A 13,452-nucleotide genomic window follows, 5' to 3' on the forward strand; every position below is an offset into this window, starting at 1 on the left:
GGGTGGGGTGGCCTGTCGGAGCGGCGGGCCATGGTCCAACGAAACGGCCACGAGATGGGGCCGTCATCCCGCCCCAGCGCATTCGTCGACCAATGCGCAAAGCTGACGAATGAGGCTCAGATGGGAAGGAGTTGGGTCCGTGTCGCACTGCATGTGAGGCGCATCATGGAGCCACTGCTGCCACGAGCCGCCCTGGCCCAGGAAGCGATCTGCTTGATCAGCTCCCAGATTCAGGTCGATGAACCGGAGAGCGGCCATGACCACAGCCTGGTCGTACGCGAGGTCAGGGCGGCGGAGGTAGCGATCGAGGTAGGCGGCGAGCAGCTCAGCATCACGCGCCGTACCGAAACTGGCCAGGGTCACGCTGTAGGCCAGCCCAGTGCAGCAGACCTCGCTGGCCAGCAGGAGATTGCCAAGGTGTTCACGGAACTCGGTTCGGCGGGAGACAGCTACGAGCCAAGCAGCAGTTCTGCGCTCTCGCCAGCCGCCCTCAAGAAGAATGGCGATCTCGTCCGCGTTGATGAGTCTCGCGTCCTCGCAGAGATCTCGCATGAATCGGTCATACTCAGGAGCTTGCATGCGCAGCAGAGCGCCGCCGAGTTTCAGGTACCGCCGTTCGGGCGTGACATAGCGGCGAACGAGAGCCAGCAGCTCGGCATCGTCATGGGCATGGCGTATCACACGGCCGATCTTGCCGTGCACGTGCTAATCGAGGCCAGTCAATTCCATGCGCTTCTGGTCCACGGAAGGCGACGGCCTACGCACCTCGCCACGTGCCGTCGGCTGAGTGACCTCCGACGCGCTGGAAGAGTCGGCCGTCCGGCCCGGTGCCCAACTGGCGACCCTGCTCGCCGGGTCTTTCCGGGAGGATGACCGCACGGCGGCATTGTCAGGCCAGCCTCACGACATGGCACCGTTCACATCGACCGTGAGGCGGAACCGGCTCTCGTGAGCGGAACGCCCGCGCCATCACGGCGGATCAGGATGAGGTCCCGGTCCCGGTCTCGTCACGGCGACGGAGAGGCTGGGGATTCGAGCTCCGCCGTTCCCCGCTCGGAGGGCGGCAGTTCAGGGGTGTTCCGGGCCAGCCTGGCATGAAACCCGGTGGAGGATTTCAACTGCCTCTGCTCGTACCGGTCTTCACTGAGAGACCTTGCCCGGTGAGAGCTCAGCAGGGCGTCGAGCGCCGCGACCGGGGAGCCGGGGTTCATTTCCCCGGGCGGGGATGCCGGGCCGGATGAACTGCGTCTCCAGGCCCATGAGTTCACCCCAGCGGACACCGGTGTAGCCCTTGGTGACGACGGCGACGAACTCGTCGTCCCGTCCGGTCAGCAGCGCGGCGCGCTCGGCGATGAGCAGGATGCCGAGTGCGTCCGTGATCACCTTCTCCGGCCCGCGGTTGCGTGACCGCCCGGCCCCCTTGCCGCGTCCCCTGCGCCGCGCGGCCGGGTCCGTCTCGCGGAGCCCGTCGTCCACGGCGTCACCGACGATCAGGTGCAGGGTGCTGCGCCAGGTCGTCAGGGTGGCGGCCGCATAGCCTCGCTCTTGGCGTTCCCACTGCTCGACGTGGTGCCGGTTGATCTCGCCGACCTGACGGACGGCAAGGTGCTGGCCTCGGGCGGGGCGAGCGGCCGTTCCTCTCGGACCGAGTGATTGCTCAGGCTGACGAAGCGTCAGTGCATCGCTTTACGAGACCGGTTGAGGACCCAGCGGCGGCGTTACTGGCGAATGCATGAGCCCTCCTCTCTCGGCTGTTCGGTAGCGGCGTTCGGTTGACCGAGGCGTTGTTGTACCTCGTCGTCGCGGCCCTGCGGGAGCGGATTAGGGTGCAACTTTTCCCTGGTCGGGCGACTGCGCCGGGACGTTGGCACGGAATCACGGACGCATCCCGGCGGACTGTGACGAGAAGTCGGTTGAGCGCCAGGATCCCGGCTCGGCATACTCGCGCGATGACCGACGATGCGCCTTCCGAGGCAGCCGAGGGCTGGTGGGACGAGCCCTGGTACCGGGTCCGTACGGATCGCTTCGTGGCGTCCTTCCTGCCGAGTGCGGGCGAGGATCTGGACGCGGTGTGCAACGTCGACGCCGAGGTCCGCCTGACGGACGGCTCACGCTGGAGCGCCACCGTGTTCACCGTCGCCGAGGTGCAGCGCCTCATGGAGAGGTGGGCTCAGACCGGCGAGGAGACGGGCGGTCGCTACTTCTGGTGCCCGGACGGCCTGATCGTCCGCGAGGCCGGCATCACCAACATGACCGAGGCGATCAGCGGCGTACTCGACGAAGGCGACTTCGAGCAGATCCTCCAACGGCTGGAGGACGAGTAATCGCCTTATGACTGCGCCGTGGTGGCCTGGGCCGTCCGGCGCACCGACGCCGGGCTACGGGCCCTCCACTCCTGGCCAGTAGTTCGGATTCGGCTGGAAGTCACCGTAGATCTTCCCGAGTGCGTTGACCTGCCACGCTCCGATAATGGCCTCGGGGGGCACGTCCCCGTTCGGGTCGTCGACCATCTCCCCGTCGATCTCGTAGACCCAGCCTCCAGGATTGGCCCTGGCCTCGTCGACCAACTCCGGCGGAAATTCCCGCTGGCCGGCCCGTTTTCCGCTGAACATCCCCATGCCCCACCCCTACCTGGTGCCAGGGGCAATGCACACCTGATCGCCCGCCCGAACCGCCTGGACCTGCAGCCCCCGTAAGCTACTGGCCAGGACAGCAGCTTTCCGTACGGGGCGGTCGGTGTGAAGCTGAAAGGTGAACCGCATGAGCGGCGTGCCTGAGCACCCGGAGATGTGGGCCTTCCTCACATCGCTGGCCCCTGGCGCGACGCTGTCCGGCACCGTCGCGGTGATTGAGCCGTTCGGGGTCTTCGTCGCCCTTGACGACGGCCCCAGCCACCCGCTCTTCCCCGGCGTCGGGTTCATCACCTACCCCGAACTTTCCTGGCAGTCCTTCGATGAGGCAACCGAGGTTGTCCAGGTCGGGCAGCGGGTGACGTGCGAATTCCTCCAGTTCGACACGTGGAACCTGGAGGCCAGGCTGTCACTGCGTGCGATGCAGCCGGACCCCTTCCAGATGTTCGCCGACCGCGTCGTGGTGGGGCAGGAACTGCGCGGCGAGGTGACGAAGGTGGTGCCGTTCGGCGTCTTCGTCCGGGTCGACGGGATCGAGGGAATCGAAGGGATCGAAGGGTTCGTCCACCAGGAACACCTCGTCGCAGGGCCCGAGGAGGCGATGTCGGACGTCGTCCGCGTCGGCGAGGAGATGACGGTCGTCGTCACCGAGGTCGACAGGACCCGCCGCCGGCTATCTCTCTCCCGACAGGGACCGATCACGGACAGCTGATCACGTGCAGTAGAACAGCGACATGGATGCCGCACTCCTCGAACAGTTGCTGAACGATGCCTTCGACAGCGCAGTGGTGCATCACGGCTACACCAGCTACATGCGGGACTACGAGGTCATTGTTCACATGACGGCAGATCCCCGCACCGGCATCGAACCGGCCTACGTGCGGTACCTCTTCAAGTACTGCGTCGAAGCCCGCTGCCAGACGACGGTGCAGCCGGAGACCTGGCGTTCCTCGCTGGACGAGCGCCTCATCGACTACGAGACAGGCGTCGACCTCGATGGATACGTCTGGGGCGTGAAGTGGCATCCCTTCTACCCGGGCGCCACCGTCCTTTCCGAGTCCGAGACCGCACGTCGCTGGAAGCAGAGCATCGGGATCGACTTCCATGAGGTCCGCATCGAGACCAATGCCCACCGTCTCACCCTGGTCTTCTCAGATCTGCAGGTCAGCGAGCTGCCGGTGGGTTACGCGCCCTTCACCACGGATTGACCCGCCGGACCGTGATCCCGCGGGGCGCCAGGACCATACGGGAATCGGCGTCGCAGGCCCATCCGGGAAAAGGGTGTACCGTCCGCTCCCACCGCCGGGCGCAGCTCGGACCGCTGACCGAGGGAGGACGCCGTGTACTCGCTTCACGCCGACGTCGGCTTCCTCGTTCTCGGGAGGAACGTTCCGCATGATCGCAAGTCGCCCAAGAGCAGTCGATCTTGGGCGAACCGCGTGGTACGTTCTGTCACCGACGAACTTAATAGGGTGACCCCGGCAGCGCGCCAACGCTCCGGGGTCCGGCACAGGAGGAACTCACTCCCGATGCAGATTCATCGTAGCCGCCATACGCGCGGCTTCACGGTCCTGCCCAACGCGTTGTTGCAGGACCGACGGCTGTCCTACACCGCCCGCGGCCTGCTGGCCGACCTCCTCTCGCGCCCCGACGGCTGGCGCGAGGACGGCCGCCACATGGCCGACACCAGCCCCCAGGGCCGCCTCAGCGTGGCGAAGGCGCTGCGCGAACTGACGGCGGCTGGTTACTACCGGGTCGAGCGGGTTCGGCGCCCGGACGGCACTTTCGTCAGCGAAAGTCACGTGTACGACACCCCGCACACCGCGTACGCGACTGCCCAGGTGGCGCCGGGTGCCGTACTCCCGGGCTCCGGTCGACCGGCCGACGGCGCGCGTGACTCCCACCCTGTAAAGGACCGTGGGAAAGAACCCACCCTCCCCGCTCGGCGGATGGCCCCGGGCGGGCGGCGGGAGACCACGCCCGCACCCCCAAGCCCGGCACTCGCCGAGGCGGCAGAAGTGCTCCACACGGTGACCTCGGCTGAGCCCCGCCTACGCCTCGGCGCGGCCGAGGCCATGACGCTCGCGCCGCTGGTGGGGCCCTGGCTGGAGCGTGGCCTGGGTCCGCGTGATCTCGGCTTCGCCCTGCTGGGCGGCCTGCCCGAACGCGTCCACAGCGCGTCTGCCCTCCTGCGCGACCGTCTGACCCGCAAGCTGCCTCCGGCCGTCGAACCGGCCGCCGTATCGTCGCGGCCTCGCCGATACGAGTGCTCGGCGTGTGCGCGCCCGGCTCCGTACGAGGGCATCTGCCGCACCTGCGCAGGCGCAGACGCCTTGCCGCCCGATGCCCTGGATGAGCGTGCCCGTACCGCCGCCCGAGGCCGCGCCCTGGTCCGCGCCTCTCTCAGCGACCGTCACCCGGGCCCGCTGGCCGGCGCGAGAGCCTGACCTCGCCTTTCGCGGCTGAAGCCGCTCCGCGCCCGTCCCAGTCCCGACGCGCGCCCCTCCCCCGACCCACCGGGTGATGCCGCCTGCCCGCGCTGACGCGCGCGCCGCGCCGCCCACCTCCATGCATGGAGCCCCGCATGCCCACGTCCACCCCGCCCCAGCCCGACCACTCCGCTCCGATACCGGACCGGACCCGCCCCCGGTCGCTCCCCTTCGACCGCCTCGTGATCGTCCTGCTCGGCGCCTGCGGATGCGTGCTGTCCTTCGACTCGCTCCGCCAGGTCGCTCTGGCCACCCACGTCCGCCCCGACCTGAGCTACCTCTTCCCCGTCGTCATCGACGGCTTCATCGCGTACGGCGTCCGCACGATCCTGCTGCTCCGCGACGCTCCCCGAAGCGCGCGCCTCTACGCCTGGACCCTCTTCGGCGCCGCCACCGCCGCCAGCCTGTGGGCCAACTCCCTGCACTCGGTACGCCTCAACTCCCCCGGCACCCACGTCCTGGTCCTGGGCAACCACACCGTCGCCGTGCTGTCGACGATCGCCCCGATGGCCCTGGGCGGCGCCACCCACCTCCACATCCTGGTCACCCGCCACGGCCGCACGCAGCACCGGCCGCCGAGCCGACGCCTCCATCGATGAGCTGGCCGCCGTCATCGCCCACGCCCACCCGGATTCCAGCCAGGTGAGCCGCGCCGCCGCCCGCGAGGCGATCCAGGCAGCCGGACTGTCCGCTGGCAACGATCGCATCGCCCAAGGGCTGAGCCGACGAAGGCGGTGGGGGTACTCGTAGATCCGGCGCAACCAGCCCCCGAGCGCCCGCACCGCCGACCCTCCCAACGCCCCGGAGCCGCCCACAGGAGAAACGCCCCACGCCGACGTCGCGGCCCGTGCCACCTGGACCTCCACTGCCCTCGCAGCGTGCCAACAGGAGGAGGTAATTCGCCCAGCTTCGACGCGACCGGCCGGTAGCGTGACGCCGTGACTAAGGAAGGGCGGCTCTACGAGTACGTGGGGCCGCCGGAGCTGAAGGCCCGCGTAGTGTCCGGCGACGAGGGCCAGAGGATCCGTACCTCCGAAGATCTGTCCAGGTGGCTCTCCACCCATGGGCTGGAAGAGTCGGCGGAACCCTTCACCTTCGTGGTGGGCGTTGACGGCCTACTGCGCCTAGCGCCCCGCCGCAGCGAACACGTGTCATGTTCCGGCGCACAACCGGTGCTCAGCGCAGGCGAAATGACCTTCGCCCAGACCCTCGGAGAGTGGGTGGTCACCGAAATCAGCAACCAATCGACGGGATACTGCCCGGATCTCGCCTCATGGCGTGCCGTCACTGCCGCTCTTATCCGTATCGGCGTCGCGCACCCGGACGGCTTCACTCACGGTGTCGTGTTCCGGCGTTGTCCTGGCTGCGGGCAGGTCAACATCGTGCGGGAAGAGGACTTCGTCTGCGTCTTCTGCGAGTCGAGCCTCCCCCAACATTGGAACGTGGACGGTGACGGCATCGACTGATCTGCTCACAAAGGCTCTTACCCGCCGCATCCGATAGCCCGAGACCCCAGCTTCCAGGGTCAAACCGCGGTGCGCTCGATCGACCCTCAGTCGACAATCCCCTCATGGACCCGATCGATGCCGCACGCGCCGTTGTCGAAGAACACCACCCCGGCGCACGGGCAGCTTTCCTCGGCGGCAGCGTCATCACGGATCGGCGTACGGCGACCTCCGACCTGGACATCGTCGCCCTGCTGGACGGCGAGCCGGCACCGTACCGGTCGACCATTCACCGGCACACCGGATAGTGCTCCGCGTCGCGGACCACCTTGTCCAGCTGCGCCGCGAAGTGGTTGTCTGCCAACCCGCCTTCAAGTACGTCCTTCCGCGGAACACATGCCTTCCGTAAAGCCGCCAGGCTCGCTGCCATGCCCCTCCTGCCCCCAACAGCGTGCGCATTGCGTCTCGCTTTGACTACGCGTCAGGTTCGGGGCAACGGCGGCGCTTAAGCCGTGACCTTTACCTGCTCATAACGGAGTTGAGCATCAGCCGAGACCCTAGGGAGGCTTGGGTGCCCGCCTCGGCCTTGATGCCGACAGCGCGCTCGGCCTGCTGACCGGCGGTACCCGAGCGAACCTGGCACCGCGTACAAGCCAGTGCCCGCCAGGGCTCGCGATCCAAATCCACTGCCGCCCGGCCAGTCGGCAACGATGCCTACGTCAGGCCTGGACACGATGTTCCGGGCGGCTGAGGTGCTCCATGACGATCTGGTGGGCGCGCCAGCCGTCGGGGAATTTGGGTGGGACGTCGAGGTGGACGGGCTGGGTGGAGGGGTGGCGGTCGAGGAGGTCGGTAATGCCCGCGCGGGCGAAGACCAGGCAGGCGTGGCGGTGGCGGGACAGCAGGACGCAGAGGCGGCCGGTCTCCAGGTGGAAAGCGCTGGCGTCGACGCGGCCCGAGAGAGGGTGCCAGACGAGGGTGACGTCGAATTCGCGGCCCTGGAGGCGGTTGGCGGTGTCGACGGTGACGCCGGTCAGCCGCGGCTCGGCGAGGAGACGGCTTCGTACGGCCTCGGCCTGGTCGTTGTGCGAGACGCCGATCGCGATGCGGGTGGGGAGCAGGGTCCGGCCCTCCGGCGCCTGCTCACAGGATGTGGTGGTGCCGCGGGTCAGCAGTCGTAGAGCGGATTCCGCGAGGGCGTCGGCGAGTTCGCGGTCCGTGCGCAGCGTCTGCCGGGCGGCCAGTTCGTAGTAGCCCCAGCCGGTTTCGGCGGCGGCGTCGAGGGCGAGGTCGACCGGCGTCCGGCCGAGCGTCGGCAGGAGTGCCATGTGCCGGTCGTCCGGGCCGGTCCCCGCGTCGAAGCTGGTGAAGGGGTAGAAGGCCCGTCGGGTCAGTTCGGCGGCCGAGGCTGGCAGCCGCCAGGAGACGGGCAGGGCGTGCAGCGCCGTCGTCGGGTTGTGGGCAAGCGTCACGTCCACCGCGTTGTTCAGCGGATTCCAGCTGAGTCCGTGCCACCGTTCGGTCGCCACGGTGCTGAAGGGGTCGAGCTGTCCGGGGTCACCGACGAACAGGGCCTTGTCGAAGAGGCCCGCGCAGGCGAGGAGGGCGTCGGAGCGCATCTGGTACGCCTCGTCGATGATGGCGAGCGGCCAGTGGCCGTGGTCGTCGGTTATCCATGCCCACTTGGCGGCCGTCGCGATGATGACGGGCGGGCGGGTCTCGAAGTCGGCCATCCTGCGGGCGCCCATGACTCTGCCGAGGGCGACGAGCCGCGGAGCCAGAGATCCGCTGCTCTTGAGGAGCCGGCCCACCGTCAGCGCCGGATGGCTCTCGACGAGGCGCTGGGCCAGATCGTCGACCTGCTCGTTCGTCTGGGCGACGATCATCACCTCGTGCCCCTGCGCGACGAGATGGGCGGCCGCCCGGACCACGAGCGTGGACTTTCCTGCCCCGGGCGGCGAGTCGACGACGAGCCCGCGGGACGTGCCGGCCGCGAGTTGGTCGATGCCGGCCAGGATTGATCGGACGGCGTCATCGGCCCGTTCACCGGGCGTAAGGGACGCAGATGCTGCCGTCGTCATTCCCAGACCTCATTGGCGTCGTCGTCGGTGGGCCGGTGGGGAGGCGGCGGACCGCCGTGTGTCCAGGGCGTGGCCTCGTCATCGGGGAGTGCGGCGGGCATGCTGAAGAAGGACACGGAGGTGTAGCAGACCTCCTCGCCCAGCGCGGGTACGGAACCCGGCGGCGCGGGCGGCCGTTGGGAACGGCCCATGCCTTTGCTCAGCTCCAGGTCGATCTCGTACGGCCCGTCGCCCTCACCTCGGATCGCCAGGACGGTGGCCTCCTGGGCCTGGCGGGCGGGACTCCGGACTTCGTCGCCGACACGGAATCGTCCTGGCCCCGGCACCGACAGCGTGATCATCGGGCGCAGCGAAACCCTGTTGGCTTTGCTGAGCACCGTCCGGTCCGAAGCACGTTCCCGACGACCAGCACCGCTGGGTGGCGCAGGGGGAGTGACCTGGCCATGAGAGGGCTTCCCCCGTTTGCAAGTCCCCCTCCGTCGCACCGATTGTCTGGACGCGCTGAACTTTGGTCCCCGCGTGCCCCCTGGAAGGAGTGGTTGCAAGTGGACCCGACACGCGCATGCGGCTGTTTGCATGCCGCGTTCAACCCAGACGGTTGGGTGTGAGTTCCTCGGTAAGAGCTCCGTCAGGCGTCGCGGAGTGCTGTGGAGGTGTCGTAGTCGACTCCGGTGGCGGAGGTGGGGTGCTCGATTCCATCAGTCCACGGGGCGAGGGTCTGGCGAATCCTCGGCCGGAGCCGGTGTGGTCGCCGTCAGCCCTGACCATGACGTCGGGGGTGGGCCGAACGCGCGACGCGCCGCCCTCACCGCCAGGGTGGCCATGGCAGCGTTGGCGCCACCACCAATGGCAGCACCGATACCGAACGGTGCCACTCGACCGAGAACAATGATGCCCTGCTTGGTGCCGAACTTCGTGACGAAGTTCCTCCCCAATATCTTGTTGATCTGACGCAACGTCTCAACAGGCACCTTGGATACAACCTGACGTCCCCAGTGCTGCCCGGTGCGCTCGGCGATTCTGGTTATCGTTGCGGAGCCGCTCCCGCCGAGCATGATTCCCATCACGATCGTCCGGCGGCGCTCGACCTCGTCGATGGGGATGCCGTGGACTTCGGCGATCGAGAGCGCGAAAAGGGCGCTCAGCTCGAGAGATGAGAGAGTCTCGCCTGCCGACAGTGCCAGTGCGACCGCCGTGCCGACGCCGGGCGCGGCAGCGGTTCCTCCAACTGCCGCACCCGTCCCCGTCAGGGCGCTGACGTACATCCGCTCCAGATTGCGGATCACCTGTGCTGGTGTCGCCTCGTCGTTCCGCTGACGTGCCCGGGCGATGTTCTTCCGCACCAGGGGCGTCTGGAGGTCAATTGCCTTATCCAGGAGGTCGAGGGCTCGCTGCCCACGTTCGGCTGCTGGCGGAACCGGCCCATCGGAGGCATCTGTCGCCATGGCATGAACTCCTTAAGTCACCACGTCCCCACCGGTTCTCCTACTCAACCAGTCCACGCGGACCTTTGCACCGGATCGCTGAACTGTGGACGTCGCCGACGTCGGGCGAGTGCGTTGACGGAACCGCCTGGATCGTGGGCGGTCGAACACCGATAAGCACGAGTGGGGGCGGCGAGTGTCCTCGACCCGGTGCGGAGGGCTGGCACTCGATGCGACTGCCGGACGCGTCGATGCGCAGGATGTCCCCCCATCAGAGCGCCCTGAGCCGAGGTACGGGGCCCCGCAGTCGTACAAGGATGATTTGGGCCCCCGCCGGTCGGAAGAGAATCCGACGCCGCGTCACGATGTGTCGGTCGCCTCTCGCCGGTCGGCGTAACTGGGCAGCTCCGGAGCCGGGTTCTCTGGGAGAAAATTGGGAGACGATCTTCCGATGCGGAAGACCCGCCCCCCACGGCGTTGTGGGAGCCTCCCGGGTGGTCGAGGGTGGAGGCGGGGGCGGCCCAGATGCGGTATGTGCTGACGGCATGTTCGAAGGATGGGGCTGCGATCAGCGGGGGGACTGAGTCCGACTATTTCAGGAGGCGGAAGCCCGGCTGTTGGGCCCATGCCCGGAGGAACTTCGCTGAGCCGTATGCGGCGGTCCACGGTTCGGTCATCACAGCGAGGTTGCCCGGAAGGACAACCACAAGCGAGTTCGGCGTTGGCGACGCCGCCGGCCATGTCCTTGACAACGGCTGTCAGGGAGGCCGTGACGACGTGGTCGGCGGGGGGCGGGGTGGGGCCCATCAGGGGTTCATGGTCCGCCTCGTCGGCGTGTTCGGTGCCGCGGAGCGGACCAGTGCGGGGACGGACTCCGCCGGCTCGGTCGCCGATACCGGGCCGGCCGTGGCTCGGAGGGCATCCAGCCGGGTCATCGTCCCCCATGGATCACGCGGATAGCGCGCGAGCTGCTACGCGGCAGGGAGCTGGCGGTCAGAGGGCGGTGTTGTATTGGTGGGCGGGGAGGACTCCGGTGAGCTCTCGTTTGGCGAAGGGGGCGGCGGCGTTTCCGGTGCCCCGGTAGAGCCACAGCGCACCGGAGCCGTCGCGGGCCACGAGGTCGGCACGGCCGTCGCCGGTGAAGTCTCCGGTTCCGGTGATCTGCGTGTAGACGTTCCAGCCCGGACCGATCTTCGTCCGCGCGGCGAACGTGCCCTTGCCCGTACCGGTGTAGAGCCACAGGACGCCCGCGTTGTCCCGGGCGATCAGGTCACCGGCTGAGGAGCCGGCGATGTTGCCGACCGCGACGATCCGGCTGTAGATGTTCCAGCCCGGCCCGACCTTGACCCGGTCGGAGCCGGTCAGTTGGTGGCTCTCGGGGTAGTACACGGTGTCCTCGCGCCACAGGACGCCGGAGCTGTCGCGGGCCAGGATGTCCGGGGAGCCGTTGTCGGTGTAGTCGTGCGGAGCGGGCGGGCGCGCGACGGTGAAGCCGCCGCTCACGTTCAGCGTCGGCCCGAGGTTGTCGTACGGCTTCGCCGTGATCTGCCAGGTGTAGGCACCGTTGGGGGCGGAGCCGCTGTCGATCCCCCCGGTCCAGTCCATGAAGATCCGCCCGGCCCAGTCCATCCGCACCCAATCGGTGGTGTTGTCGGTCCGGTCCAGATGCCACCGGCCCACGGCTCCCGTCGCGGTGTGGCGCAGGGTGACGGTCACTTCGGCGTTACTGCGGGACAGTTGCCACCGCGCCTTCCACGGCGCCGGGTCGAGATTCGCCACCGCGGGGACGCTGGAGCCGAGGAGAGCGAGCTTGGTCGGAGCTCCCTTGCTGGCGACCATGTCGGCGACCGGCGCGCCGTCGGGGCCGACGGAAACCCGGTACACGCCCTCGCCCTTGGCGACGGTGCCGCCCGTCACGAGCACCGCGCCGTCCGGCGCCGGGACGACGGTGGTGGCGTGGTCCAGGACCTTGCGCACGGCGCCGCCGCCCACCGGGACGGCCCGCAAGGAGAAGTCCCAGTCGGCCGAGCCCGCCCCGAGCTGTGTGTTCGGACCGAACACCGCCCAGTTCCCTGCCAGGCCGGTCAGGGGGTAGCCGGGACCCAGCGCGGACAGCCGCGTCACCGTGCCCGTGGCCCGGTTCTCCACGCTCAGCACCGGAGCGTTCCCGGTGCTCACGCTGGACACGTACGCCGGGGAAATGGCGGTCGTGAATCCGGCCGAGGCGAGGTGCGACGTGGTCGCGGTACCGGACGCGAGGTCGACCACCGCGAGACCGTCGGCCGTGGTCCCGCCCGCCGCGGAGGTCTTGTAGGACAGCGCGAGCGCGCCGGTCGTGGCGGCCGCCGCCCGCAGTCCGAAGGCACCGCCGGGCAGGCCCGTGACCACCCGGTCGGTCGTGACTCCGTCAGCGACACTCATCAAGTGCGCCTCGGTGCACGTGTCATCCGTGGGATACGGCACCCGGCACGCCACCACCGTCGATCCGACGACCCCCTTCAGGGAACGGTTCCTCCCCAACGGAACGACCGAGATGTCACCGGTCCCCATGTCGTGCAGTTCCACCCGGTGGTCCGTGTCGTACTCGGTGCCGCGCTCCAGGGCCACGACGTCGGACACCGACCCGTGCATCAAGGTCGCGGTGGACCGGCCGATGTCCCTGCCGAGCGGCGTGGTGGCGCCGCCCGCGTACCGGGTCCACAGCAGGTCGGAGTCCAGGCCGATCGAGAGGAAGCCGGTCGTACCGGCGCTGATGACATCCGCCGGAACCGGCAACGGCGGCGTGGCGCGGGGCACGAGGCACGAGGCACGGGGCACGAGGCGTGAGGAGGGACGGTTCGAACGGTACCGATCCGCCGGGAACGTGAATCCTCCGGCGGCCCCCCACGTTCGAATTCGCCAGGATCGTAGCAGTCCGCGGTCTCGATCGCCGAGGTCCGCGCGGCGGGCCCGGACCCCGACAACCTGACTGATCTGCGGCTCCGCGCCCCGGCCGACGCCGACAGTGACACCTCCCACCTGGTGATCAACTGCGGGGCGCAAGCCGGGAGTTGGCGCGTGCCGGGGTCAGAAGGTGCCGTTGAGGCCGTACCAATCGGCGCCGGTCCTCGATGCCGTCACCGGTGAAGTCGCCGTGCCGAGTCATCGCCGTCATGGAATTCCAGCCGGGGCCGATCAGCCGTCCGCGACCGCTGCTGCCGGGAACGAACCACAGCCGACCGGCCAGGTCGCGGGACAGCACGTCCGCGTACCGGTCGCCGTCGATGTCCCCGAACCCCGCCTTCACCGGGCTCTTCTCCGCCAGCCACCAACCGTAGGACGGCTCCGTGTACTCGCGCTCGGTCTTGAAGAACTTCAGCGAGGTCATCGTCCGCAGATACGAA

Annotated in this window: 14 protein-coding genes and 2 pseudogenes; 7 read left to right on the forward strand and 9 right to left on the reverse strand. The window is 68.7% G+C overall.

From position 1 onward, the window contains the following. Positions 1-63 precede the first annotated feature (63 nt). Positions 64-681, reverse strand: coding sequence for a DUF6000 family protein (locus tag ACZ37P_RS02595; RefSeq protein WP_467344630.1), 618 nt, complete (start codon positions 679-681; stop codon positions 64-66). Between the two features lie 546 nt (positions 682-1,227). Beyond that, positions 1,228-1,581, reverse strand: a pseudogene (locus ACZ37P_RS02600) (LacI family transcriptional regulator); the annotation flags it as partial. Positions 1,582-1,949: 368 nt separating this feature from the next. Between ACZ37P_RS02600 and ACZ37P_RS02605 the strand changes: the two are divergent. Next, positions 1,950-2,324, forward strand: a complete 375-nt coding sequence (locus ACZ37P_RS02605; protein WP_467344439.1) for a hypothetical protein — start codon at positions 1,950-1,952, stop codon at positions 2,322-2,324. 54 nt (positions 2,325-2,378) lie between these two features. Here ACZ37P_RS02605 and ACZ37P_RS02610 read toward each other — a convergent pair whose 3' ends face one another. After that, positions 2,379-2,618, reverse strand: a complete 240-nt coding sequence (locus tag ACZ37P_RS02610) for a hypothetical protein (RefSeq protein WP_467344440.1) — start codon at positions 2,616-2,618, stop codon at positions 2,379-2,381. 142 nt (positions 2,619-2,760) lie between these two features. Between ACZ37P_RS02610 and ACZ37P_RS02615 the strand changes: the two genes are divergently transcribed. The 6 genes and pseudogenes from ACZ37P_RS02615 to ACZ37P_RS02640 all read left to right on the forward strand — a co-directional run. Then, the gene (locus ACZ37P_RS02615) at positions 2,761-3,342 is read left to right on the forward strand and encodes a S1 RNA-binding domain-containing protein (protein WP_467344442.1); all 582 of its coding nucleotides are present in this window, start codon (positions 2,761-2,763) and stop codon (positions 3,340-3,342) included. A 22-nt stretch (positions 3,343-3,364) separates the two neighbouring features. Beyond that, positions 3,365-3,838, forward strand: coding sequence for a YxiG-like protein (locus tag ACZ37P_RS02620; protein WP_391042624.1), 474 nt, complete (start codon positions 3,365-3,367; stop codon positions 3,836-3,838). A gap of 321 nt (positions 3,839-4,159) precedes the next feature. Then, on the forward strand, positions 4,160-5,077 hold the full coding sequence (locus ACZ37P_RS02625; RefSeq protein ID WP_467344444.1) for a hypothetical protein: 918 nt from the start codon (positions 4,160-4,162) through the stop codon (positions 5,075-5,077). A 137-nt stretch (positions 5,078-5,214) separates the two neighbouring features. Beyond that, entirely contained in the window at positions 5,215-5,718 is a 504-nt protein-coding gene (locus ACZ37P_RS02630) for a DUF2637 domain-containing protein (protein WP_467344446.1), read from the forward strand. A gap of 339 nt (positions 5,719-6,057) precedes the next feature. Then, complete coding sequence (locus ACZ37P_RS02635) at positions 6,058-6,585, forward strand: hypothetical protein (RefSeq protein WP_401314242.1); 528 nt, start codon at positions 6,058-6,060, stop codon at positions 6,583-6,585. A gap of 104 nt (positions 6,586-6,689) precedes the next feature. Continuing rightward, positions 6,690-6,854 (forward strand): annotated as a pseudogene (locus ACZ37P_RS02640) (nucleotidyltransferase domain-containing protein); the annotation flags it as partial. 429 nt (positions 6,855-7,283) lie between these two features. On the opposite strand, the gene ACZ37P_RS02645 reads toward ACZ37P_RS02640, so the two are convergent. The 6 genes from ACZ37P_RS02645 to ACZ37P_RS02670 form a co-directional block, all read right to left on the reverse strand. After that, positions 7,284-8,645 carry an AAA family ATPase gene (locus ACZ37P_RS02645; RefSeq protein ID WP_467344448.1) on the reverse strand — a complete coding sequence of 454 codons (1,362 nt, stop codon included), beginning with the start codon at positions 8,643-8,645 and terminating at the stop codon, positions 7,284-7,286. Further along, positions 8,642-8,986: a hypothetical protein gene (locus tag ACZ37P_RS02650; RefSeq protein WP_467344449.1), complete on the reverse strand. Its 345-nt coding sequence runs from the start codon at positions 8,984-8,986 to the stop codon at positions 8,642-8,644. Before ACZ37P_RS02650 ends, ACZ37P_RS02645 begins: the two co-directional genes overlap by 4 nt. A 357-nt stretch (positions 8,987-9,343) precedes the next feature. After that, complete coding sequence (locus ACZ37P_RS02655) at positions 9,344-10,090, reverse strand: hypothetical protein (protein ID WP_467344450.1); 747 nt, start codon at positions 10,088-10,090, stop codon at positions 9,344-9,346. A gap of 569 nt (positions 10,091-10,659) precedes the next feature. Next, entirely contained in the window at positions 10,660-10,821 is a 162-nt protein-coding gene (locus tag ACZ37P_RS02660) for a DUF6368 family protein (RefSeq protein WP_467344452.1), read from the reverse strand. A gap of 241 nt (positions 10,822-11,062) precedes the next feature. Then, complete coding sequence (locus tag ACZ37P_RS02665) at positions 11,063-12,865, reverse strand: FG-GAP repeat domain-containing protein (protein ID WP_467344453.1); 1,803 nt, start codon at positions 12,863-12,865, stop codon at positions 11,063-11,065. A gap of 229 nt (positions 12,866-13,094) precedes the next feature. Next, positions 13,095-13,436 (reverse strand): FG-GAP repeat domain-containing protein, encoded by a 342-nt coding sequence (locus ACZ37P_RS02670; protein WP_467344454.1) that lies wholly within the window; start codon positions 13,434-13,436, stop codon positions 13,095-13,097. Positions 13,437-13,452: the final 16 nt, after the last annotated feature.

It is taken from the genome of Streptomyces sp. NPDC024632, from assembly GCF_055559175.1.